We start from the raw sequence: 22,154 nt of genomic DNA, 5'->3' as shown, positions 1-22,154 counted from the left end.
AACTGAAAGGAGCGATTTCATATGAAAGGAATTATTTTAGCCGGTGGATCCGGAACACGTCTCTACCCGTTGACTATGGTAACATCGAAACAATTACTGCCAATTTATGATAAACCAATGATTTACTATCCAATGTCTGTTCTGATGAACGCAGGCATCCGTGAGATCCTGATCATCTCCACACCTCAGGATACTCCTCGTTTCCAGGAACTGCTCGGAGATGGACATCAGTTTGGTGTAGAACTGACTTATGCCGTACAGGAAAGCCCTGACGGACTTGCACAGGCATTTATCATCGGAGAAGAATTCATTGGAAATGACACTGTGGCAATGGTACTTGGCGATAACATCTTCGCCGGACACGGTCTGAAGAAACGCCTGAAAGCAGCTGTAGAAAATGCTGAAAACGGCAAAGGCGCCACTGTATTTGGTTACTATGTAGACGATCCGGAGCGTTTTGGTATCGTAGAATTTGACAAAAACGGTAAGGCAATTTCTATCGAAGAGAAGCCTGCAGTGCCGAAGAGCAACTACTGTGTAACAGGTCTTTATTTCTATGATAATAAAGTCGTAGAATATGCAAAGAACTTAAAACCGAGCGCCCGCGGCGAATTGGAAATCACTGATCTGAACCGCATTTATCTTGAAAACGGAACTCTGAACGTAGAACTTCTCGGTCAGGGCTTCACATGGCTTGATACAGGCACACACGAAAGTCTTGTAGATGCTACTAATTTCGTTAAAACAGTAGAAACACATCAGCACAGAAAGATTGCCTGTCTGGAAGAAATTGCCTACTTAAATGGCTGGATTTCTAAAGAAGACGTATTAAAAGTTTACGAAGTACTGAAGAAAAATCAGTACGGAGAGTATTTGATGGACGTACTGAACGAAAAATATCTTGACGTACTGCGCTAGTATTGAAAAACTATATTTTTATTTTAAAGAAGGAGAATATTACCTATGAATATTATTGTAACCGGCGGAGCCGGATTTATCGGAAGCAACTTCATTTTCCATATGTTAAACAAATACCCGGATTACCGCATTATTTGCCTTGACTGCCTGACTTATGCAGGTAATTTGTCTACGCTGGCTCCGGTAATGGACAATCCGAATTTCCGTTTTGTAAAAGAAAGCATTACAGACCGTGAAGCTGTATATAAATTATTTGAAGAAGAACATCCTGACATGGTTGTAAACTTTGCAGCTGAAAGTCATGTAGACCGTTCCATCGAGAATCCACAGGTATTCCTTGATACAAATATTATCGGAACTTCTGTTCTCATGGATGCATGCCGCAAATACGGTATCCAGAGATATCACCAGGTAAGTACCGATGAAGTTTACGGAGATCTTCCGCTGGACCGCCCGGACCTGTTCTTCACAGAGGAGACACCGATCCACACAAGTTCTCCTTACAGTTCTTCAAAGGCTGCTGCAGATTTACTTGTGCTTGCTTACTACAGAACATACGGACTGCCTGTAACAATTTCCCGTTGTTCTAATAACTACGGACCGTATCACTTCCCGGAAAAGCTTATTCCGCTTATGATCGCTAATGCATTGAACGACAAACCGCTTCCGGTTTACGGCGAAGGTCTTAACGTGCGTGACTGGCTCTATGTAGAAGACCATTGTAAAGCAATCGACCTTATCATTCACAAAGGACGTGTTGGCGAAGTCTACAATGTAGGCGGACACAACGAAATGAAAAATATCGATATCGTTAAGATTATCTGCAAAGCCCTCGGCAAACCGGAAAGCCTGATCACATATGTAACAGACCGTAAAGGTCATGATATGCGTTATGCTATCGATCCGACAAAGATCCATAACGAACTCGGATGGCTTCCGGAAACAAAATTCGAAGATGGTATTCAGAAAACAATTCAGTGGTATCTGGACAACAAAGAATGGTGGGAAACAATTATTTCCGGAGAATACCAGAACTATTATGAAGAAATGTACGGAAACAGATAGATTTTATGAAACAGCCTGAAATTCTGTACGAAGATAATCAGATCCTGGTCTGCCGCAAGCCGGCCGGGATCCCTACTCAGACAGCCCGCGCTTCCAGCCCGGATCTTGTCAGTATATTAAAAAATGAAATCTGCCGGACATCCGGTGTGCGAAAACCACCTTATCTGGCAGTAATCCATCGGCTTGATCAGCCGGTAGAAGGGCTGCTTGTATTTGCAAAAACGCAAAAAGCTGCTTCCGCGCTGTCAGCCCAGCTTCAAAGAGATGATTTTTCCAAAGATTATCTGGCGCTTCTGTCAGGTCAATTTGCTCCGGACAACGGCTCCGGCGGAACACTTACCAATTATCTGATCAAAGACGGAAAAACCAACACGTCAAGAGTTGTTTCCGCTTCAGAGCCCGGCGCTAAGAAATCTATCCTTCACTATGAGATCCTTGAACAGCGCAAGAATTGCACACTTGTCTCTATTCATCTGGAAACAGGACGGCATCATCAGATTCGCGTGCAGACTTCCGCTGCCGGACATCCTATCGTTGGAGACCGCAAATACGGAGTCGGAACAGACATTACTTCCGACAGAGGAACTTCATCCTCTTCCTTTCGTTTCCCGGCTCTCTGTGCATATCATCTTGCTTTTCGGCACCCGGGTACCGGAAAACCTATGGAATTTAAAATCCGCCCCGAATGGCTTTAGCCATCCGGAGCGGATTTCTCTTTTTCTTTTATTTCTTTTATAATTTGTGTTCTTTCAGCCATCCACTTGCATGTCCTGCAATTTCACGAATACATCCGTCTTCCACCGGTGATGCAAGTCCTGCTCCCTCTACTAATCCGAGGAAAGTATCTGTTCCGCCGCGTTTTACAAACATTTTGTATTTTTCCCATGCCTGTTTCCAGTCTTTCTCGATTTCAAGCCAGAACTGAAGTGCAACCGTCTGAGCCAGACAGTAATCAATGTAGTAGAACGGTGTTGCATAGATATGATTCTGTCTCTGCCATCCGGCTCCTCTTCCATAGAACGGCATATTCTCCAGATCCAGATACGGACGATACATTTTCTCCAATTTTAACCATGCTTCATTTCTCTCCTGCGGTGTCATTTCCGGATGCTCATATACTACTTCCTGGAAATGATCTACAAGACAGCCATACGGAATAAAGTCTAACGTACCTTCCAGATGAGATAATTCATACTTCTTTGTCTGATGTTTGAAGAAAAGTTCATACCACGGTGTTGCAAAGAATTCCATTGACATGGAATGTGTCTCAGCCGCTTCCATAGACGGAAGATGCAGATCCAGAAGCTTAATATTCTTTTCTGCCATATATGCCGCAAATGCATGTCCTGCTTCATGTGTCAGAACATCCACATCACCGGCTGTTCCATTGAAGTTTGAGAAGATAAACGGACATCCGTAGCCCGGAATATCACAGCAGTATCCGCCGGTTGCCTTGCCCGGTTTTGCCACAACATCAAACAGCTCTTTGTCGAACATCATCTTAATAAAATCTGCTGTTTCCGGTGACATTTCCGTATACATTCTGCGTCCGGCTTCCATGATCTCATCGTATGTTCCCTGCGGTGTCGCATTGCCATCCGGGAACCGGAAAGAATCATCATAGATTTTTAAATCTTCTACGCCGATTCGCTCTGCCTGATTCTTCTTAATCTCACATACGATCGGAACAAGATCTCTTACTACCTGCTCACGGAAAGAAGCGATTGCTTCCGGTGCGTAGCAGTTTCTCTGACGGCGCACATAGCCGAGTTCTACAAAGTTCTTCATACCAAGACGATGCGCCTGCTCTGTACGGTTCTTTACAAGTTTATCAAAGATTTCATCTAACTCTTCCTGATGTTCATCAAAAAAGCTTCCGGATGCCTCATATGCAGCCTTACGAACTTCTCTGTCCTGACTCTGCATGAATGGTCCCAACTGTGACAAATTGTATGTTCCTCCCCGGAATTCAATCTGTGCACCTGCAAGAAGTGACTGATACTGTGTCTGTAATGTACTCTCTTCCTGAAGTAATTCTGTAATTTCCGGTGAGAAACCTTTCATCGCAAGTTCCAGATTCAGAAACATAACTTTTCCAAGTTTTTCTTCCAGCTCGCTGCGGAACGGAGATTCCAGAAGCGCCTGATTATACTTTTGAAATTCCTCTTCCAGCATCGGGGAAATATGATCATTATATTCACGTTCTTTTGCATAGAACTCATCTTTTGTATTGATTGTATAACGGATATACACAAGAGAATCTGCTGTGGAAATTTCTTTCATCACATCATTCATTCTGTAGATTTCTTCAATCTGTGCGTCTGCACTGGATGCATTTTTCACAGCTTCTGTAATCTCTCCAATTTTTTTCTTTGTCTCTTCCAGATCAATTCTTTTGTATTCAAACTCACTGAATTTCATATCCTATACCCTCCATTAGCGGAAAAAGAAGAGTGCAACAACGAAAATCACACCGGCTACAATTGCAAGCACCGGCCAGAGCGCCCAGAATGCTCCCAATACCATCGCCAGATAATCATTCTTCTCCAGCGGGACATCCTGGATTTCTTCTTTGAAGCGGTTAAACTTCTCATCCGCATCTTCTAACATTCTTGCTCTCTTACTGTTCTTTCCAAAAAATAACATTGTACTCTTCCTTTCCTGAATTTATTCCTGTTCTTTCTTTTCCAGCGGGAAATGACATGCAACAAAATGATTCGGTTCCAGTTCCCTGAGTTCCGGTGTCACATGTTTGCAGATTTCCTGGCAATATTTACATCTTGTATGGAACTTACAGCCCTCCGGCGGATGCACCGGGCTAGGGATATCTCCCTCAAGCGGCACAATTTCTTTCTTATGGTCCGGATCTGTTGTCGGGATCGCTGACAGAAGCGCCTCTGTGTACGGATGCATCGGATGGTCAAACATTCCCTGTGAAGATGCAAGCTCTACAATATTTCCAAGATACATAACACCAATTCTGTCGCTGATATATTTGACAACGCTCAGTCCGTGAGAAATAAAGAGATAGGCTAGATTATCTTTCTCGCCAAGATCTTTTAACAGGTTGACAATCTGTGACTGAATCGATACGTCAAGCGCAGATACTGCCTCATCACAGACAACAAAGCGTGGTTTCAGCGCAAGGGCGCGGGCAATACCGATACGCTGTCTCTGCCCTCCTGAGAACTGATGCGGATATCTGTGAATCATGTACGGCGCCAAACCACATTCTTCCATAATATTCATGACATAATCCTGCATCTTCTCATCATTTTTTGTAAAAAATCCATGTGCCAGAAGACCTTCTCCGATGATCTGTCCGACTGTCATTCTCGGATTCAGAGAGGAATACGGATCCTGGAAAATCATCTGCATATCTTTTCTCAGAATACGCATTTCTTTTGTTTTCAGTCTTGCAAGATCAACGCCCTCATCCCGGAAGTCTTCGTATTCCTGAAATGCCTTCTCAGAACTGTGCTTACTTCTGAGCGCGTTTAGCTTCTCCTCTGCATCGCTTAATTCCTTTTCTTTGACTTTGATTTCTTTACTTTTATCTTTTCCCTCTGTTTTATCTTCTTCTCTCAGATCTCTGAGTTCTTTTGCAATCTTGAATTTGTTCAGAATCAGCGGTTCTGCTTCCTGCATCGTATCCAGCGCGTAGAATCCTCCAATGATCTGCACTACATTCAGAAATTCTCTATTGCATTCTTTTCGGATATTTTCACACGCTTCCTGTTTGCGGAATTTCTCAGCCCCATCCGGCATCTTCTCATATTCTGCCTGAAGTGTCTCTACCTTCTGTTCCAGCTCATTGATCTTTTTCTTCCTTGCTCCGATATTTTTTACCGTTTCGCTTACATAATCCGGAGCCATTTCTGTCAGGGAACGCCCGTAGTACATCGTCTTTCCTTCTGTCTGCGGATAGATCTGAAGTAATGTTCTTCCAAATGTAGATTTGCCGCAGCCGGACTCTCCTACAAGACCAACGGTTTCCCCTTCATAAATATCAAGGGTAATTCCGTCATTGGCACGAACATAGAGCTGTTCCTTCTGGAATAATTTCGTCTTCTTGATCGGGAACCACTGTTTCAGGTCTGTGATCTTCAGAAGCACTTTTTTGTCCTGACTATTGTTTTGCATGACGCGCCTCCTTCTCTGGATAGAAGCAGCGTACGACGTGATCGCCTTCCACCTGCTCCAGCTTTGGTTCTTCTTCTAAGCATTTCTGAGTTGCATATTTGCACCGCGGCGCAAACTTACAGCCTTTCGGAAGATCAAGCGGATGCGGAACTGCTCCCGGAATTGCATCCAGTCTTGTTCCAACCGGTGTATCCAGACGCGGGATAGATGTCATCAGCCCTTCCGTATACGGATGGGAGTATGCATTGTCTCTCGCAAAAATTGCATGTGCCGGACACATCTCTACTACCTGTCCGCAGTACATAACAGCCACATCATCTGCCATCTCATTAATAACGCCAAGATCATGCGTAATAAAGAGGATGGAAGTTCCTTTCTCACGCTTCAGCTCATTCATCAGATGAAGGATCTGAGCCTGGATTGTCACATCCAGAGCCGTTGTCGGCTCGTCTGCAATCAGAAGACTTGGCTCACACGCAAGCGCCATAGCAATCATGACACGCTGGCGCATTCCTCCGGAGAGCTGATGCGGATACTGCTTCATAATAGATTCTGCATTTGGAATTTTAACAGACTTCAGCATCTCAAGCGATTTTTTGCTTGCCTCCTGCTTAGAAATCTTCTGATGTGTCAGGTAAACTTCATTTAACTGTTTCTCAATCGTATAAACCGGATTCAAACTCGTCATCGGCTCCTGGAAAATAACAGAGATCTCATTTCCACGAATCTGATACATATCATTCATGGTACACTCTGCAAGGTCACGTCCCTTAAAAGTAATCTTACCGCTGTCAATATAACCGTTACCGTCCAAAAGCTTCAGAATACTCATAGCCGACACGCTCTTGCCGCTTCCGGATTCTCCTACAATTCCCAGTGTCTTACCGGCCTCTACCGCATAGGACACGCCATTTACTGCTTTTACAATTCCTTTTTTCGTCTTAAAAAATGTATGTAAATCATCAACTTCTAATAAATATCCCATGACTTACCCTACCTTTCGCTGGATTTTGGATCGATCGCTTTGCGCAGACCGTCTCCGAAAAGGTTGATACTGATCGTACAAAGTCCAAGTGCAATCGACGGGAATACCCATCTCCACCAGAACTGAGAAATAACTTCTGAAGAACGACAGTTATTCAGCATATTGCCCCATGACGGAATCGGTTCTCCTACACCGAATCCAAGGAATGACAAACTGGACTCTGTAAGCATACACGTTGCAAATGAAAGTGTTGCACTTACAATGATAATTGTCATAACGTTTGGCACGATATGGCGGAAAATAATATTTCTCTCGCGTACTCCAAGCGCCTTTGCCGCCGTAACAAACTCTTTCTGGCGCTCTGCAAGTACCTGCGCACGAACCATATTAGCAACGCCAGGCCAGCTTAAAATACCAAGAATTACCATGATCATAATGATTCGTCCGATCTCGGATACTTTATTTCCAATCAATGCCGATAAGATTAATGCCAATGGAATAAACGGAAGCGATCCAACCACCTCTGCGATACGCATCAGGATGATATCCACTTTTCCTGCGTAGTATCCTGCGATACCACCAACAATAATTCCGATTACAAGAGAAATTATAACAGATACGAACCCGACTGTCATCGTCATCTGTCCACCTTTTAACATACGCAGGGCAACACTTCTTCCCAGATTATCTGTTCCAAACAGATATCCTTTCAGTCCCCATGTTGTAACATTTCCATCCTCATCAATTGCATAGTTCTGATAATATCTGCTGGAAATGCTCGCAACATTTTTCAGATCAGAAGGAACCTTGCTCTGTTTATTATTATTTCCGCCCCAGGCAACTGCTGTTCCATCATCCAACAATGCAACAACATGGTTACGTCCCGCTGAAATCTCAACTGTATGTCCTTCTGCCTGTTCCGGGATTGATTTGATATTGTGGTCATTTCCTCCCCAACATTCAATTGTTCCGTCTTCCAAAAGTGCAAATGCTGTTTTGTCTGTCAGAACAAAATCTTTGACTTTGCCCTGGATTTCATCCGGTATTGCATCGAAAGCAGTTTCTCTCTTTGCAAGCGGGATGAGCTTCCCATCCTCTGTCAGCGCAAGTCCTGTCTGAATATTGGTCTTCACTTCTTTTACATTTTCATCCTTAGCTTTTGAAGCAACGATATCGACCGCATTTTCGTTTCCCCATGCTGTAATGCTTCCGTCTTCCAGTACTACGATAGACACCTGGAAACCGGCTGCGATAGATTTTACTTTTTTGTTCTGTACTTCCGGCGGGATGCGGTTCAGGTTCATGCGGTTAAATCCCCAGGTAAATAGTTTCCCTTCTTCATTGAGCGCCAGAACATGATCCTGTCCTACTGCGATATCAACAATCTTGCCCATATCTGCCGGAAGTGCCTTCAGACGATCTGTCAGAGTTCCCCACTCATACACAACGCCGTCATTATCAATTCCTACGCCAAATGTAGGTCCCGCTTCAATTTTCTTTGCATTTCCATTCAGTTCTTTCGGCACATCAAGAAATGAAAATCCCGGTGCAATATTTTTCTGTGTCGGATCCTGAAAATTCATATCCTGCTTCAACCAGATTGGCAGGATGAAGCACATTAAAAATATTGTAATAAACACAAGGGCTGATCCCATTGCGATTTTATTTTCACAAAGATTTTTGATGATGGTCCGGAAAGGACTTTGCATCTGCTCTTCTTCTAAAACAGATTTCTGCTTTTCTTCTTTTTTGCCTCTCTTTAACATGCTCGTTCCTCCATTATTCTAACTTGATTCTCGGATCTACTACACAGTAGCAAAGGTCTGTAATCAGGTTTGATATCAATGCCAGAAGAATATAGAACATCTGCATTGTCAGCGCTACAGTAAAGTCCTGCTGATTCAGGGAATCAATCAAAAGCTTACCTACACCTTTCCATGAGAACAGTGTCTCGATAATAATAGAACCGCCAAAAATAGCTACAATAGATCCTACCACATATCCTGTAATCGGAATTAAGGCATTACGGAACGCATGTTTATAAATAACCGTCTTCTCTCTCAGACCTTTTGCTCTTGCTGTACGCACATAATCCATAGAGAGTGCATCTAACAGAGCTCCTCTGACATACCTCGTCAGCCCTCCAAGTCCGGCAAAAACCATAACAATAACCGGCAGACAGAGATGATATGCGTAATCTGCAAACGCCCGGAAACCGGTATAGCCGGCACCCGTTGTTACCATACCGCTGATCGGGAAGATCGGAATTGTGATAGCAAACAGGAAAATGAACAGCAGCGCCGTAATAAAAGACGGAATACTGATGCCGACAATCGTCGTTACCTGTACTGTCGTATCAAATGGAGAATTCTGTTTTACCGCTGCCTTGATGCCAAGCGGAATTGTAATCAGGAATAAAAGTATATAATATACCACATTCAGACAGATCGTATTCTTCATCGGAGGACCGACAAGTTCAACGACCGGGATACGGTATACGGATGAATATCCGAAATCACCTCTCAGCATATTTCCAAACCAGCTGAAGTACTGCACGATCAATGGTTTGTCCAGACCAAGTCTTGCCCTTGCTTCCTGATAAAGCATCTCGTATTTCTCAGGAGAAACACTCATTTTCTGTCCCTCTACCATCATACGGGCAGGATCACCAGGAACCATTTTAAACAGGCCGAAAAGTAAAATGGACAAAACAAAGAAAACGACTACCATATAGGATAGTCTCTTTAATATGTATTTAACCATACTTAAAACCCCACTTTATTTTTTTTACAAAAAGGGAGACGGGCAGCACGCCGTCTCCCTTTTTATTTTTGTCCTGTAAAAAGTCTTATTCTTCGATGTATGCATCAAGAATGAAGTACCACCAGTTATCATATGAACGTGGAACAAAGTTCTTTAATTTTGGATTATAGAACCAGTACTGTGTTCCTGTTGTCATAATAACACCTGGCATTTTTTTGTTGATTTCTTCTTCGAATTTCACAAATAATTCGCGGTATGTTTCAACATCACCAGGTTCTACTTTCTGCATCTGAGATGTAATGCTCTTCAGTTCCGGATCGCTTACACGATAGTAGTTCCAAAGTCCCATTCTTTCCGGAGCATCATCAAAGAAGTACCACCATGCACTTAATTCCGGAAGTGTTACTCCGCAAGAGAATACATGGTAAGTAGGATCCACACCTTCTCTGTTCAAATGATTGATCATCTGTGCAAAATCCATCTTTGTTCCGACAAATTTCATACCGATCTTTTCAGCTTCCGGAGGAAGTACTGTATTTACAAGGTTGTTCAGATCTCCCTCTGTGTAAGACCACTGAAGTTCCAGAGGCATCAGCTCTCCGTTCACATCTTTGTAACGAACTTTATCTGTACCTTCTACAAATTCTCCGCCTTTTTCATTCAGTGTCCAGCCGCCATCAACTAATTCCTGTTTTGCTTTATCAATGTCATATGCAAAATGTTCCAGCTTGCCTTCCAGCTCGCCTTTTGTTGCCTGATAATCTTCCATTGCTTCTGTTGCAAGACAGTCAACAACTGTTGCATAGCCGCCGGAAATCTGTTTGTTGATCTCATCACGGTCAAGCAGGTATGCTACTGCACGGCGTACTTCCGGGAACTGTGCAGGTCCGAAGTCACATGCAAAACGTAACTCTGTTACACTGTCTAACGGCACAAGACCATAGTTTGCTTTCAGTTCTCCTGATTCTACTTTTGTCAATGTAGAGTCAATTGTTTCTCCTTTTGAAGTACTGAAGAAGTCAACATTTCCTTTTTCAAACTCGTCTCTCCATGTTTCATTTGCAACCGGTTTTGTAATGATAGATTCCACATGAGGTTTTGTTCCATCATATCTTCCGATGTATTCTTTGTTGATCTCAAGTTCAACCGTCTCTGTGCTAAGATCAACGTTCTTTAACTGGTAAGGTCCGCAGACAACCGGTCTCTTATAACGGAAACCTGTCTTAGGATCAAGAAGTGTCTCTCTTAATACTTCTGTAGTATATTTATCGTTGAAATAACATCCATTGCCATCGTCAAGAATGTCTGTTCCCGGCGCGATTGCTGCCATCGGCTCCGGTGTGTATCCAATATCTGCAAGTTCATAATAGTTCGGCAGATTCTCTGCATCGATCGTCATAGCGAATTCATAATCTCCAAGAAGGCGAAGTCCTGCAAATTCTTTCTTTTCGCCATTGCGGAATTCATTGTAACCAACTAAAACACTTCCGCCTGTTGCATCTCCTTCACATTCGGCAAACTGCTGTGAAGAGCGCCACATAATACCAAATACATAATCTTTAGCTGTGATCTGACTTCCGTCGTTCCACTTCAGATTATCATTAATCTCAATTGTATATGTCTTAGAACCATCTTCATTCTCAACTGCTTCATGATTCTTAACAACAACCGGATCCCAATCCTGAACACGTTCTCTTGTGATGTCTGTAAGGCCGTATCCATTCATCAAACGGATGAATCCTGTATTTGTCGCATTGGCAGACCATCCGTCCATCATATCCGGTGATAAAGATCCCGGCTGGATTTGTACGACAAACTGTCCTCCGACTGGTGCATCCTCCGGCGGCGCCTGAGGTGTGGCTGTCTGTTCTACACCAACTTCGCTGTCAGCTTCACTTTTCTTACTGTCATCATTTCCCTTAGAAGATGATGAATTGCTGCTGACGCCACCGCCGCCACAAGCTGCGAGTGACACTGTCATAAGTCCTGCAAGCAGACATGCAATAACTCTTTTTTTCATTTCCCTTTCCTCCTTCTTTCGTCTTAAAAAATATTCAAAAGACTATGGTAGTGACCTTAACATAATTATTACATTTTTACAATAGCAACAAGCATTTTACCTATATCGAGGCTTATTTTTGTAAATATTCACTAATGCATCTGCCAAAACGCTTTTTTTTCATTAAGAATAAATTTTGTTTTTAAGACTTTTGTCTCTGTAAATCTCTTGGTTTGTTTGAGCTAACTATAGTATTTGATATATTTTATTTCTGATACACACATCTGTTTTTTCTCCGCTGACATTTTGCACCTCTTTTTACCTTAAAATCACCCACGTACTATAGTAAAATTGCACAAAAAAAAGAAGGAATTTCCCTTTTTTTAAAATAGAAGCCCCTTCTTTTCCTATTTATATATAACTCTTTCTTTAGTACAGCAATGTATTAATGTGTTGTTCCCATTGCCTCACTAATATCAGTTTCGTTCTGAACTGTAGCTTCAATCGCATACTCCAGACTCTTCGCAATCATATCCAATGACATAAACGCCATTCCATTTGCCTTATCTACTGCCTGCTCTGCTGCAAATGGTACATGAATAAATCCGGCACGAATATTCGGATATTTCTTCGCTGCCATATAAAGAACATTATACATGACACAGTTACATACATACGTTCCTGCAGTATAGGATACATGACAAGGAATACCATGCTCCCGCACATTTTGAACGATGGCTTTTACCGGAATTGTCGCAAAATATGCGTTTTCTCCGTCTTCCTGGAGCACTTCATCCACCGGCTGCTCTCCGGCATTGTCAGGAATTCTTGCATCCGCAAGATTAATCGCAACTTTCTCTATTGTCACACAGGAACGTCCTCCTGCCTGACCAACATTGATAACAATATCCGGCTGGTGCTCCTGAATCCCCGCCTCCACTGCCGGACCGCTCTTTGAGAAAACAGTCGGAATCTCAAGTTTAATAATCTGAGCGCCTGCAATCGTATCCGGCAGCAATTTCACTGCTTCGTATGCAGGATTTACGCTTTCGCCTCCAAATGGATCAAATCCGGTAATTAATACTTTCATGTTCGTTCCTCCTAATACTAATATTTAATACGGAATCGGCTCCGGCACAATGATTTTTCCGTTCTGCATAATCTGTCGGTTATCTGTATAAATATCCGGTTCCATGCAGACAAGATCAAAATGCCCTTTCGCATCCTGAAGCCCTCCAAGCGCAATATTGCGCCCAAGTCCAATGTGAAATGTTCCATATGCCGATTCATCTTCAATATAACAATTGCCAAGACAACGGGAAATAGAATTCAACCCTATTCCCAGTTCTCCTGCTGTCAGAATTCTGGAATCCCGATATTCTCTAATATAAGCTTTCAACCGTTTCCCAGTTTCTGTCTCTTCAATCTCGGTAATTTTCCCTTCCCGGAAAAAAATTTTAGTAGGCTCTTCTGCCCTTCCGATATATCCAAGAGATCCGTCCAGAACCATAACGCCTTCTGTCTTTGTCTCTTCAATCGGAACGTATACTTCAATGCTTGCAGAAGAATATCCCTTCCCGTCTTTCAGAACTCCATTGAAAAATCCGGGTTTTCTTCCGGATTTTCCAATGGAAAGATCAGTGCCTGCAGGCGTTGTAATATGAACTTTGGAAGACTGCCGCAAATATTTCATCACAATTTTTGCCATTAACCGACTCTTTTTTGTGTCCATCGCCAAAAACTCATAAGTTAACATCGACTTCCCATCATTGGTCGACAGTGGAAGTGATAAGAACTTCTTTTTCTTCTGGATAGCACGTTTTGCCGCTCGCGTTGTCACAAGCGAATATTCTGTCGCTGCAATGATTGCTGTATAAGGATCAAATATCGTCTCATTCTGGTCGAAAAAAATCCCTACATGCTTCCCTTTGTTCTCCACTACAAGAGAATCGACCGATCTGGCTCTTCGAAACGCTTCTTTTCTCAGGCACCTTGCTTCTTTTAAATATTCTTTTGTCGTCACAATCAATAAACGATCCCACGGTTTGATCTGCACCCAGTCCCGGATAATGATTCTGGCGCCACATTCCATGCTCTGCATCTGCATTTGTCTTCCTTTAATTTTTATTTGAATACAATCATGTAACAGATCTGTACTGTCAGCATAATTACTGCTACAAGCACCTGGTTCTTAATTACGCCCCAGCGATCTTTCATATTCAGAATTGCGACAGGAACAATATTAAAGTTCGCCGCCATCGGTGTACATAGTGTACCACAGTAACCGCATGTTAATGCAAGCATTCCGATTGTAACCGGATCTGCTCCATAACTCAGAACAAACGGTCCGCCGATTCCGACTGTCATAACAGTAATCGCTGCAAAAGCATTTCCCATAATCATGGTAAATAATGCCATACCGATAGCAAATACGATAATTCCTACATTCACATTTCCTTTCGGAACAACATTCTCAACAATATTAGCGATAACTTCGCCAACACCGGCCTGTGTAAAGATTCCTCCAAGACATCCCAGTAACTGCGGAAGCATACAGAGAGGTCCCATCAGAGAAAGGAAACGCTCAGAATCCTGCATAAACACCTGTGGCTTATTCTCTTTCGGTGAATATGCCATCAAAATAATTACTGCTACAAATGTACCGATCGTAATTCCGATCATAGAGCTGATATTTGTAAATAAGGCAAATACCAGTGAAAATACTGCTACAGTCAGAGCCGGAATGAAAATTTTCATACCGATTTTTTGGTACTGTTTTTCTGTATGTGATTTTTCCGGTGCATTAACTTTTCCGACTTTCACACGTTTAAAGATTGGCGGCATACACATAACAATGACAAGAATACCGGATACTTTTGCCGGAAGCCAGTCACCAAATGCACATACAATACCAAATGAACACCAGAATACTGCTGTTCCGATTCTGGATGGATTTTCTTTATCAAGCAGATTTTTAATACCTGCATAAATTGCGATCAATCCTACAATGATCCATACAACACTAAGTCCTACTGTATTAAATTCAGCCGGGACCTGAAGAAATTTTAAATTAGCCATTCAGATTTCCCCCTTTATTTCTCAGACTTTTTTGATGCTTTGCCTTTTCCGGCTGCACCATAATATTTATTTGTCAGTTTCTTATCCTTAAAGTAGAATACGATACATGCTACAATCAGCGCAATAATCGCAATCGGAATCTCTGCTACCGCAAGATCGATCAGCTCTACTTCGTAACCCAGCGTCTTTAATGTCTGCTGTACAAGGATTCCTCCGGAACCTCCGACAAAAAGTACCTGGAAGAAGAACCATGTAATGTTCTCCATACCTGATGCCATTCCTTTAATCTCTTCCAGATGTTCTTCTTTTGGCTCATGCCCCTGATTCTTTACAGCGCCTTCTGCCATTGGAAGCAGTACCGGACGGATAAATCCTGCAACACCGCCAAATCCAACATTAAAAGCACCAAAAATTCCTCTCATAATACCATAAACACATACGAGCTTGCCTGCTGTTGCCCCTTTTACTTTACGGATCAGAGCAGCCGCAGCCTCTCTAAGTCCGTTGCGTTCCAGTGTTCCTGTAATCAACAGGATCATAATGAAGATTGCCATACTTCTGTTTGCAACAAAATTTGTTCCCAATGCTTCCAAAAGACCGTCAATACCAAGTCCTCCTACCAGTGCGGTTGACACTGCTGCCAGAAAGATGATCAGAATTGAATCCAGCTTCAGCGCAAACCCGACAATAACGATCAGGACACCGATTAATTTAATAAGTTCCATAGATATTCCTCCTTTTAAAGAAATTTAATTTATCTTTTCCCCGGATACGATCGGACGCTGCCGCTCATATCTGGCAAAAATTCCCTTCTCGCAGCACTCGCACCAGCAATCATACACGATTCCCGCCTGCATCAGCATTTGAATCGTTGCCTCGTCATGTGCCACATGTGCTCTTGCACACAAATACAAGTAATCTCCCTGAGCTGTCTCATCTGCAACTTCACTCGTATATGCCACCGTTGTAATCCACGGAAAGCGGATCGACGGATACCGATGGTTTGGATCTGCCGCAAATGGAATCCAGTAATTAATCATATTTTTATAGTAATCTGCCGGAAACAGTTTTGGCAGCCATGCATGTGCGTATTTTTCAAACTGAGCGCTCCATCGCCTGTTCCAGCGTGTCATCTCTTCATCTTCTGCTATTTTATCTGCAATGACATCTTCCATCTTCTTATTTAATGCATAATTATACATATATTCAGGATTGGTCACATACCAGAAATATCCATATAACAGCGATCTCGGAAGCCAGAAGCCTTTGTAGGATGGAGAAGTATATCCGGAAAATTGCTGCTCCCATTCATGACTTGGAACACCATGATTATCTACGATCATATCCGGTACATATCTTGCAAAAAGCCTTGTCAGCCCCATTGCCTCTGTGTGAATCGTATCCTGCCGGAAATGTTCATGATAGAATTCTTTGCCCAATGCATTAAATCTTGCAACATGAAGTTTCCAATATGGATGCTCTTTCTGAAGCTCATAATGAATCGCTGCACCGTCAACATTTTCCATTGGAACAAGCACCAGATTCAATTTCTCCGGTAACTCTCTATAACGCTCTTCCAAAAGCAATGTACGAAGCAAAAGGAACGAAGCATTCGTGCTTGACACTTCATTGGCATGATGCCTTGCATTGATAATCTCACTCGGATGACAGGTCAGACGCTTCGTCATAGAAAGATACCCTTCGTATTTTGGTTTCAGCCAGATTCCATACAATTCTCTTCCGGTATAAGACACTGCTGTCCGGAAGACTTCAAGTTCCGGTATCTTCTTTAGTTCTCTCATCAGATCAAGATACATTTCATAGCTGATGACTTCTTTCTCATGGAGATCCAGCGAAAAGATATCTATCTTTTTTTCGCAAAAGTTTTCATTTCTGTTCTGTCTCAGATCAGCTCTCCAGCTTCTTCCTCCTGAAGTCTTCAGCATAACACTTCCGAATCTCCGGAAATCTTCTGTCCGTTCCAGTCTTCCTGCTTCCAAAAGCTCTGCGTATGCGGCAAGCACACGCTCTTCTGTCCCTTCCACCGAGATTTCAAGCTCCATCGCATTGTTCGCTTCGTATGCTCCTTTGCGCCAGACAACTCTGTCAATCTTTGCAGAAACCGTATTCCGTTCCTGCTCTTCATACAGCACTTCATCTTTCCTGCAAATGCACGGTTTCTCTCTTAACTGCTCCGAAAGCACAACCCGAAAGACCGGCTTTCCGGTTCCCTGGTGAATCTTTGGCAGAATCAGTCCCGGTGCGTCCAGCATTACATCTGCTGTCTGCACTCCATAATTTTTAAAATAATCACTTCCGGCAAAATACATGTCTTCATGCAGTGCATCCAGAGAAGAGATCATATCTTCCCGGCTCCCTGTCCGCTCATCCGGTTCACTGACAGTCACATCAAGAAGCAATTCATGGAAGAATGGCTGCGCCTCCTGACGAATCTTTCCTCCTGTCTTCTTCTCAATATAAGAGCGGCAGTCCGGAAGTACTTCTGACTGGTACAAATCCCAAATCGCTTCCACATCTGTCCGTATCCGTTCACAGAGAACTTCCCTTTCATTCTTCCAGACACGCAAGTATCCGGTTGCCGGATGTACTTTTCCCATTTGTGGATAGGCATCTAAATATGGACGTTCAGAGCACCACGCCTCGTACGTCTCTTCCAGGCAGACTTTGTTATCTCTGTATGCCCGGCACAAATAAGTCAGCTTCTCATCTCCCATCTCATCTGTATATGGGCGAAATTCTATTCGACTGCGTTCCATTCCCCATTCCTTCGAAATTCGATCTTCAATCGGATACAATTCCTGAAGATAACGGATTGGAAGATCGTACCACTTCTCAGGATCATCTGCTTTCAGATTGTGATAGGATGGCGTTGCTCCGTTTTCATCCACCCACTCCGTCTCACCCTCCGGCAAAAACGGTTTAAAATAAATCTCCACACGATCTGGTTTCTTTTCTTTTCCCATCGGAAGAATGACTTCCTCCACCCAGGAATAGCCCTGTTTATATGCACAGAGCAATGAAACATTTTCCACTTCTGCCCCACATGCCTGTACTTGTTTTCGAATCTTCTCTGCTGTCTCCAGACGAATATGTCTGTTTTCGCTCAGCGCTCCTTCAATCCTGAGCCGATCTCCTTCTTCTATCTGTGGATAAATCTGCTCCTCAAGAATCTTCTCCAACACTTCCACTTCCCACGGAAGTTCATATCGTTTCTCATAAACCTTTCGTCCTGATTTATAATTCAAATAGGTAACTTCCGGAAAAGCTTCCATCTGCTGTCCCGTAATTCTCGGAGATCCATATAACGTCAACGCTTCCAGCTTGCCGTTTTCCTCCGTCTTTCTTTCCCTGTCACAGCAGGCTTTTAAATATGCCATCTGTCCGTCTGCTCCACGGAAAATCATATCATCTGTCAGATCCATCATAACATCCGTTAGACTCCGGAAAGAATCTACCCTCGGGAAACTATTGCAGAGTTCTGCAGTAAAAGCTTCCAAATTTGCCCCGCTTCCCTGTATATGCACGAGAACAGCATCTTCTTTTCTTTCCAGATACATTGCTGCAGACAGTTCTTCCTCCTGACATTCCCCATCAAACACAATCAGATTACCACCGGCGCCTTTCTCAGCAATGATCGGTCCATTGATTCCTGTCGTTTCCATTCCAAGCCGAAAGGCAAGGTTGCATGCCGCTGTCACAACAGAAATATCGGCCGGCTCCGGAAGTACGATCTTCACATCCAACCGATCCGGAAGAAAATCATGATTCTCATCTTTAAGAAACATTCCCGACTCAAAAATCCCTTCCAGTCCGCATTCCTTTCGAAAGTCCAAATGAAAAATCTCTCCCGGATGCGCACTTGCCGCCTCATATGTCTCTACTGTGATCTCTCCCGGTTTCTCCGGAGTCCACAGCCTCATACACTGCGCCAAACTGTCCGGTACTGTGATCTCTCCATCAATCCCCGCAATCGGGAACAGTGCAGATTCTGACTGAAACCCAAGTAAGAGCGCTGCTTCCACTGCACGTTTCTGCTCATCCCGGTTCATATCCTGCATCAGTTTCAGCTTTCTCATACACTCTCTCCTCTCTCTAATGCCTCAGATATTTGTCTATTCTGTAAAAAACAATCGCTTTATATCTTTAATATTTTAACAAAGTACACTGTCACAGTCAATCATTATCATTCATCTTCCTGTCTAATCCAGTAAAATTTTTTCTTTTTTCTTCTGTTTTTCACGAAAAAGCACCGATGAATCTTCAGGTTGCTTTCCTGACATCCATCGGTGCTTACGATACTTTATTACTTTTTCTTTCTTCGCTTTTAGATTTCTTCTTCTACAGGCTCTTCCAGAAGTACTTCTTCGTATTTCTGTAAAATCATGCTCTGAATCCGTTCTCTCGTATCAGAATTAATCGGATGCGCGATATCACGGTACTCCCCATCCAATGTCTTTTTACTTGGCATTGCAATGAACAAGCCCTTCTCTCCTTCAATCACTTTAATATCATGTACAACAAATTCATCATCCATTGTAATTGATACAACTGCTTTTAATTTACCTTCTTTTGCCACTTTTCGCACGCGTACATCTGTAATCTGCATAATTCCAGCCCCTTTCCTCTATGCGTCTGCGCTATGTTAGAGAATGTATCTCTCATTCTTCTCGACAACTATCTTAACGCCATTCTCTCCAACGTGACGTGTATTCGCACGAATTGTGTCACGGCTTTCAACAATACAATTCTCAATATATGTATTGTCCCCCAGATAAACTTCGTTCAAAATAATTGAATTCTTGATTACACAGTTATTGCCGACAAATGTCTTCTTAAATAAAATAGAATTCTCGACAGTACCGTTAATAATACTTCCGCTTGCTACAAGACTGTTCTTTACAACGGAACCCGCATTGTATTTTGCAGGCGGCAGATCGCTTACTTTTGAGTAAACACTTGGATAAGTCTTAAAGAAATAATCCCGTACTTCCGGTTTCAGGAAATCCATATTTGTCTTGTAGTATGCATCTACTGTCGAAATATTGCTCCAGTAATCTTTGATCTTGTATCCATAAATCTTCTTCAGATTCTTATAACGGATTAAAATATCATTTACAAAATCATGTCTTCCTTCTTCTGCACAAAGTTCAATCAGTTCAATAAGCTGTCTTCTTCGTATTACATAAATCCCTGTTGAAATCGTGTTGGATCTTGCAACCATTGGCTTTTCTTCAAAATCAACGATACGCATGTCCTCATTCATTGTGACAGTACCGAATCTTGTCGCATCTTCACTCGGATCCAGATCTTTACATACAACAGTGATATCAGCCTTCTTTGCAATGTGATACTCTAATACCTTATTGTAATCCATCTTGTAAACTGCATCTGCAGATGCCAGCACAACATAAGGTTCATGGCTTTTCTTCAGAAAGTCAAGATTCTGATAGATTGCATCTGCGGTTCCTCTGTACCAGTCTCCGCTTTTCGCTGTAATTGTTGACGTAAATACAAACAATCCGCCATGCTTTCTTCCGAAATCCCACCATTTTGAAGAGTTCAGGTGTTCGTGCAGAGATCTGGAATTGTACTGTGTCAGCACCGCTACCTTCTGAATATGAGAGTTCGACATATTACTCAGCGCAAAGTCAATACTTCTGTAGCTTCCTGCAACCGGCATTGCAGCAACAGCACGCTTATGTGTTAATTCCCGCATCTTTCTGCTGTTTCCGCCTGCTAAAATAATTCCTACTGCTCTCATAATCTCTCACCCACCTTAATCAATGTCTCACCGCTCTCAAGCACACCGTCCGGATAATCCCGACTCTCTGTCACTCCGCTGATCGCTGTATTCTTTCCTATCTGAACCCCATCCGGAATTACAGAATTCTCTCCGATCGTTACAAGCCCAAATGAATAAATATTCGGTTTTACCTTATTCGGCACATCCGGACCAATGCCAAGAACGACATTCTTTCCAACCGTTACATTTTCTGCAACAATAGACTTGTCGATGACACAGCCTTCTTTTATATGTGCCTGCTTCATAATGATCGAATCTCTGACAACAGTTCCCTTCTCAATCGTAACGCCGGAACCAATAACAGAATTATGTACTTCTCCGTAAATCTCTGTTCCATTTCCAATGATACTCTTCTCGACAACTGCGTCTGCGGCAATATACTGTGGCTGAATGATATCACTCTTTGTATAGATTCTCCAGAATTCTTCATATAGATTAAATTCCGGAATAATATCGATCAGTTCCATGTTGGCTTCCCAATAAGAGCCAAGTGTTCCAACATCTTTCCAGTAACCGTTAAATTCATAAGCAAAGAGTCTCTTGCCATTCTCGTGACAGTATGGAATGATATGTTTTCCAAAATCACAGCCTGGCTGTTCGGATAACTTAATCAATGCTTCTCTTAATACCGGCCAACTGAAAATATAAATTCCCATAGATGCCAGATTACTGCTTGGATTCTTCGGTTTTTCTTCAAACTTCTGAATCCGGTCTTCTTCATCTGCTACAACAATACCGAAGCGGCTTGCTTCCTCCATCGGTACCGGCATAGATGCAATTGTAACGTCTGCGTTATGCTCTTTGTGGAATTCGAGCATCACTTCATAGTCCATCTTATAAATATGATCTCCTGACAAGATCAAAACATAATCCGGATTATATGTTTCCATATAATTCAAATTCTGATAAATCGCATTGGCTGTTCCAGTATACCATTCACTATTCGCACTCTTTTCATATGGAGGGAGAATTGTAACTCCTCCAATGTTTCGATCGAGATCCCATGGAATACCAATACCAATATGCGAGTTAAGTCTTAATGGTTCATATTGTGTCAATACACCTACTGTGTCAATGCCAGAATTAATGCAGTTGCTAAGAGGGAAATCGATAATACGGTATTTTCCTCCAAATGCTACTGCCGGTTTAGCTACTTTTGCTGTTAACACGCCTAACCTGCTGCCCTGTCCACCTGCTAGCAGCATAGCAATCATTTCTTTCTTAATCATGTCTTCACCCCTTCACAGTCGTGTTCCTTTCTAGCATTTATAATTATAACATACTTATGAACAATAGTGAACATATTTTACAAAAAAAGACAAAATTTGTAATTGTTTTTATGAATATATAACAAAAATTACTTCTTTTCTTTTTCTCTC

Annotated in this window: 18 protein-coding genes; 3 read left to right on the top strand and 15 right to left on the bottom strand. The window is 42.5% G+C overall.

The annotated features are described in order from the left end of the window. Nucleotides 1–21 precede the first annotated feature (21 nt). Genes rfbA through KFE17_12335 form a run of 3 tightly spaced genes read left to right on the top strand, consistent with a single transcriptional unit; the run spans nucleotide 22 to nucleotide 2,678 of the window. Nucleotides 22–918: a glucose-1-phosphate thymidylyltransferase RfbA gene (gene rfbA / locus KFE17_12345; protein QUO31628.1), complete on the top strand. Its 897-nt coding sequence runs from the start codon at nucleotides 22–24 to the stop codon at nucleotides 916–918. Between the two features lie 45 nt (nucleotides 919–963). Further along, entirely contained in the window at nucleotides 964–1,983 is a 1,020-nt protein-coding gene (gene rfbB / locus KFE17_12340) for a dTDP-glucose 4,6-dehydratase (GenBank protein QUO31627.1), read from the top strand. A gap of 5 nt (nucleotides 1,984–1,988) precedes the next feature. Beyond that, the gene (locus tag KFE17_12335) at nucleotides 1,989–2,678 is read left to right on the top strand and encodes an RNA pseudouridine synthase (GenBank protein QUO31626.1); all 690 of its coding nucleotides are present in this window, start codon (nucleotides 1,989–1,991) and stop codon (nucleotides 2,676–2,678) included. A 37-nt stretch (nucleotides 2,679–2,715) separates the two neighbouring features. Here the strand turns inward: KFE17_12335 and KFE17_12330 are convergent, their stop codons facing one another. The 15 genes from KFE17_12330 to KFE17_12260 all read right to left on the bottom strand — a co-directional run bounded on the left by KFE17_12330 (nucleotide 2,716) and on the right by KFE17_12260 (nucleotide 22,004). Then, on the bottom strand, nucleotides 2,716–4,404 hold the full coding sequence (locus tag KFE17_12330; GenBank protein ID QUO31625.1) for a M3 family oligoendopeptidase: 1,689 nt from the start codon (nucleotides 4,402–4,404) through the stop codon (nucleotides 2,716–2,718). A 15-nt stretch (nucleotides 4,405–4,419) separates the two neighbouring features. Then, nucleotides 4,420–4,629: a hypothetical protein gene (locus tag KFE17_12325; protein ID QUO31624.1), complete on the bottom strand. Its 210-nt coding sequence runs from the start codon at nucleotides 4,627–4,629 to the stop codon at nucleotides 4,420–4,422. A gap of 21 nt (nucleotides 4,630–4,650) precedes the next feature. Next, nucleotides 4,651–6,126, bottom strand: coding sequence for an ATP-binding cassette domain-containing protein (locus KFE17_12320; GenBank protein QUO31623.1), 1,476 nt, complete (start codon nucleotides 6,124–6,126; stop codon nucleotides 4,651–4,653). Continuing rightward, nucleotides 6,113–7,111, bottom strand: a complete 999-nt coding sequence (locus KFE17_12315; protein ID QUO31622.1) for an ABC transporter ATP-binding protein — start codon at nucleotides 7,109–7,111, stop codon at nucleotides 6,113–6,115. Before KFE17_12315 ends, KFE17_12320 begins: the two co-directional genes overlap by 14 nt. 8 nt (nucleotides 7,112–7,119) lie before the next feature. Continuing rightward, nucleotides 7,120–8,877 (bottom strand): ABC transporter permease subunit, encoded by a 1,758-nt coding sequence (locus tag KFE17_12310; GenBank protein ID QUO31621.1) that lies wholly within the window; start codon nucleotides 8,875–8,877, stop codon nucleotides 7,120–7,122. A gap of 13 nt (nucleotides 8,878–8,890) precedes the next feature. Continuing rightward, on the bottom strand, nucleotides 8,891–9,874 hold the full coding sequence (locus KFE17_12305; GenBank protein ID QUO31620.1) for an ABC transporter permease: 984 nt from the start codon (nucleotides 9,872–9,874) through the stop codon (nucleotides 8,891–8,893). Nucleotides 9,875–9,959: 85 nt separating this feature from the next. Further along, nucleotides 9,960–11,894, bottom strand: a complete 1,935-nt coding sequence (locus tag KFE17_12300) for an ABC transporter substrate-binding protein (GenBank protein QUO31619.1) — start codon at nucleotides 11,892–11,894, stop codon at nucleotides 9,960–9,962. Between the two features lie 424 nt (nucleotides 11,895–12,318). Next, nucleotides 12,319–12,963 (bottom strand): pyroglutamyl-peptidase I, encoded by a 645-nt coding sequence (gene pcp, locus KFE17_12295; GenBank protein ID QUO31618.1) that lies wholly within the window; start codon nucleotides 12,961–12,963, stop codon nucleotides 12,319–12,321. Between the two features lie 24 nt (nucleotides 12,964–12,987). Beyond that, entirely contained in the window at nucleotides 12,988–13,974 is a 987-nt protein-coding gene (locus KFE17_12290; GenBank protein QUO31617.1) for an aminopeptidase, read from the bottom strand. 23 nt (nucleotides 13,975–13,997) lie between these two features. Continuing rightward, on the bottom strand, nucleotides 13,998–14,951 hold the full coding sequence (locus KFE17_12285; protein QUO31616.1) for a DUF979 domain-containing protein: 954 nt from the start codon (nucleotides 14,949–14,951) through the stop codon (nucleotides 13,998–14,000). A 14-nt stretch (nucleotides 14,952–14,965) separates the two neighbouring features. Beyond that, nucleotides 14,966–15,676 (bottom strand): DUF969 domain-containing protein, encoded by a 711-nt coding sequence (locus tag KFE17_12280; protein ID QUO31615.1) that lies wholly within the window; start codon nucleotides 15,674–15,676, stop codon nucleotides 14,966–14,968. Nucleotides 15,677–15,700: 24 nt separating this feature from the next. Beyond that, nucleotides 15,701–18,772 (bottom strand): hypothetical protein, encoded by a 3,072-nt coding sequence (locus KFE17_12275; protein QUO33711.1) that lies wholly within the window; start codon nucleotides 18,770–18,772, stop codon nucleotides 15,701–15,703. 524 nt (nucleotides 18,773–19,296) lie between these two features. After that, the gene (gene spoVG, locus KFE17_12270; GenBank protein ID QUO31614.1) at nucleotides 19,297–19,578 is read right to left on the bottom strand and encodes a septation regulator SpoVG; all 282 of its coding nucleotides are present in this window, start codon (nucleotides 19,576–19,578) and stop codon (nucleotides 19,297–19,299) included. Nucleotides 19,579–19,614: 36 nt separating this feature from the next. Beyond that, nucleotides 19,615–20,733: a glucose-1-phosphate adenylyltransferase subunit GlgD gene (gene glgD / locus KFE17_12265; GenBank protein ID QUO31613.1), complete on the bottom strand. Its 1,119-nt coding sequence runs from the start codon at nucleotides 20,731–20,733 to the stop codon at nucleotides 19,615–19,617. Next, nucleotides 20,730–22,004: a glucose-1-phosphate adenylyltransferase gene (locus KFE17_12260; GenBank protein QUO31612.1), complete on the bottom strand. Its 1,275-nt coding sequence runs from the start codon at nucleotides 22,002–22,004 to the stop codon at nucleotides 20,730–20,732. Before KFE17_12260 ends, glgD begins: the two co-directional genes overlap by 4 nt. Between the last annotated feature and the right edge of the window lie 150 nt (nucleotides 22,005–22,154).

The organism is Faecalicatena sp. Marseille-Q4148 (assembly GCA_018228665.1).
In the GTDB taxonomy this organism is placed as follows: Bacteria; Bacillota; Clostridia; order Lachnospirales; family Lachnospiraceae; genus UBA9414.
The sequence above is the reverse complement of the archived record's forward strand: the minus strand, read 5'-3'. Positions and strand labels throughout refer to the sequence as shown.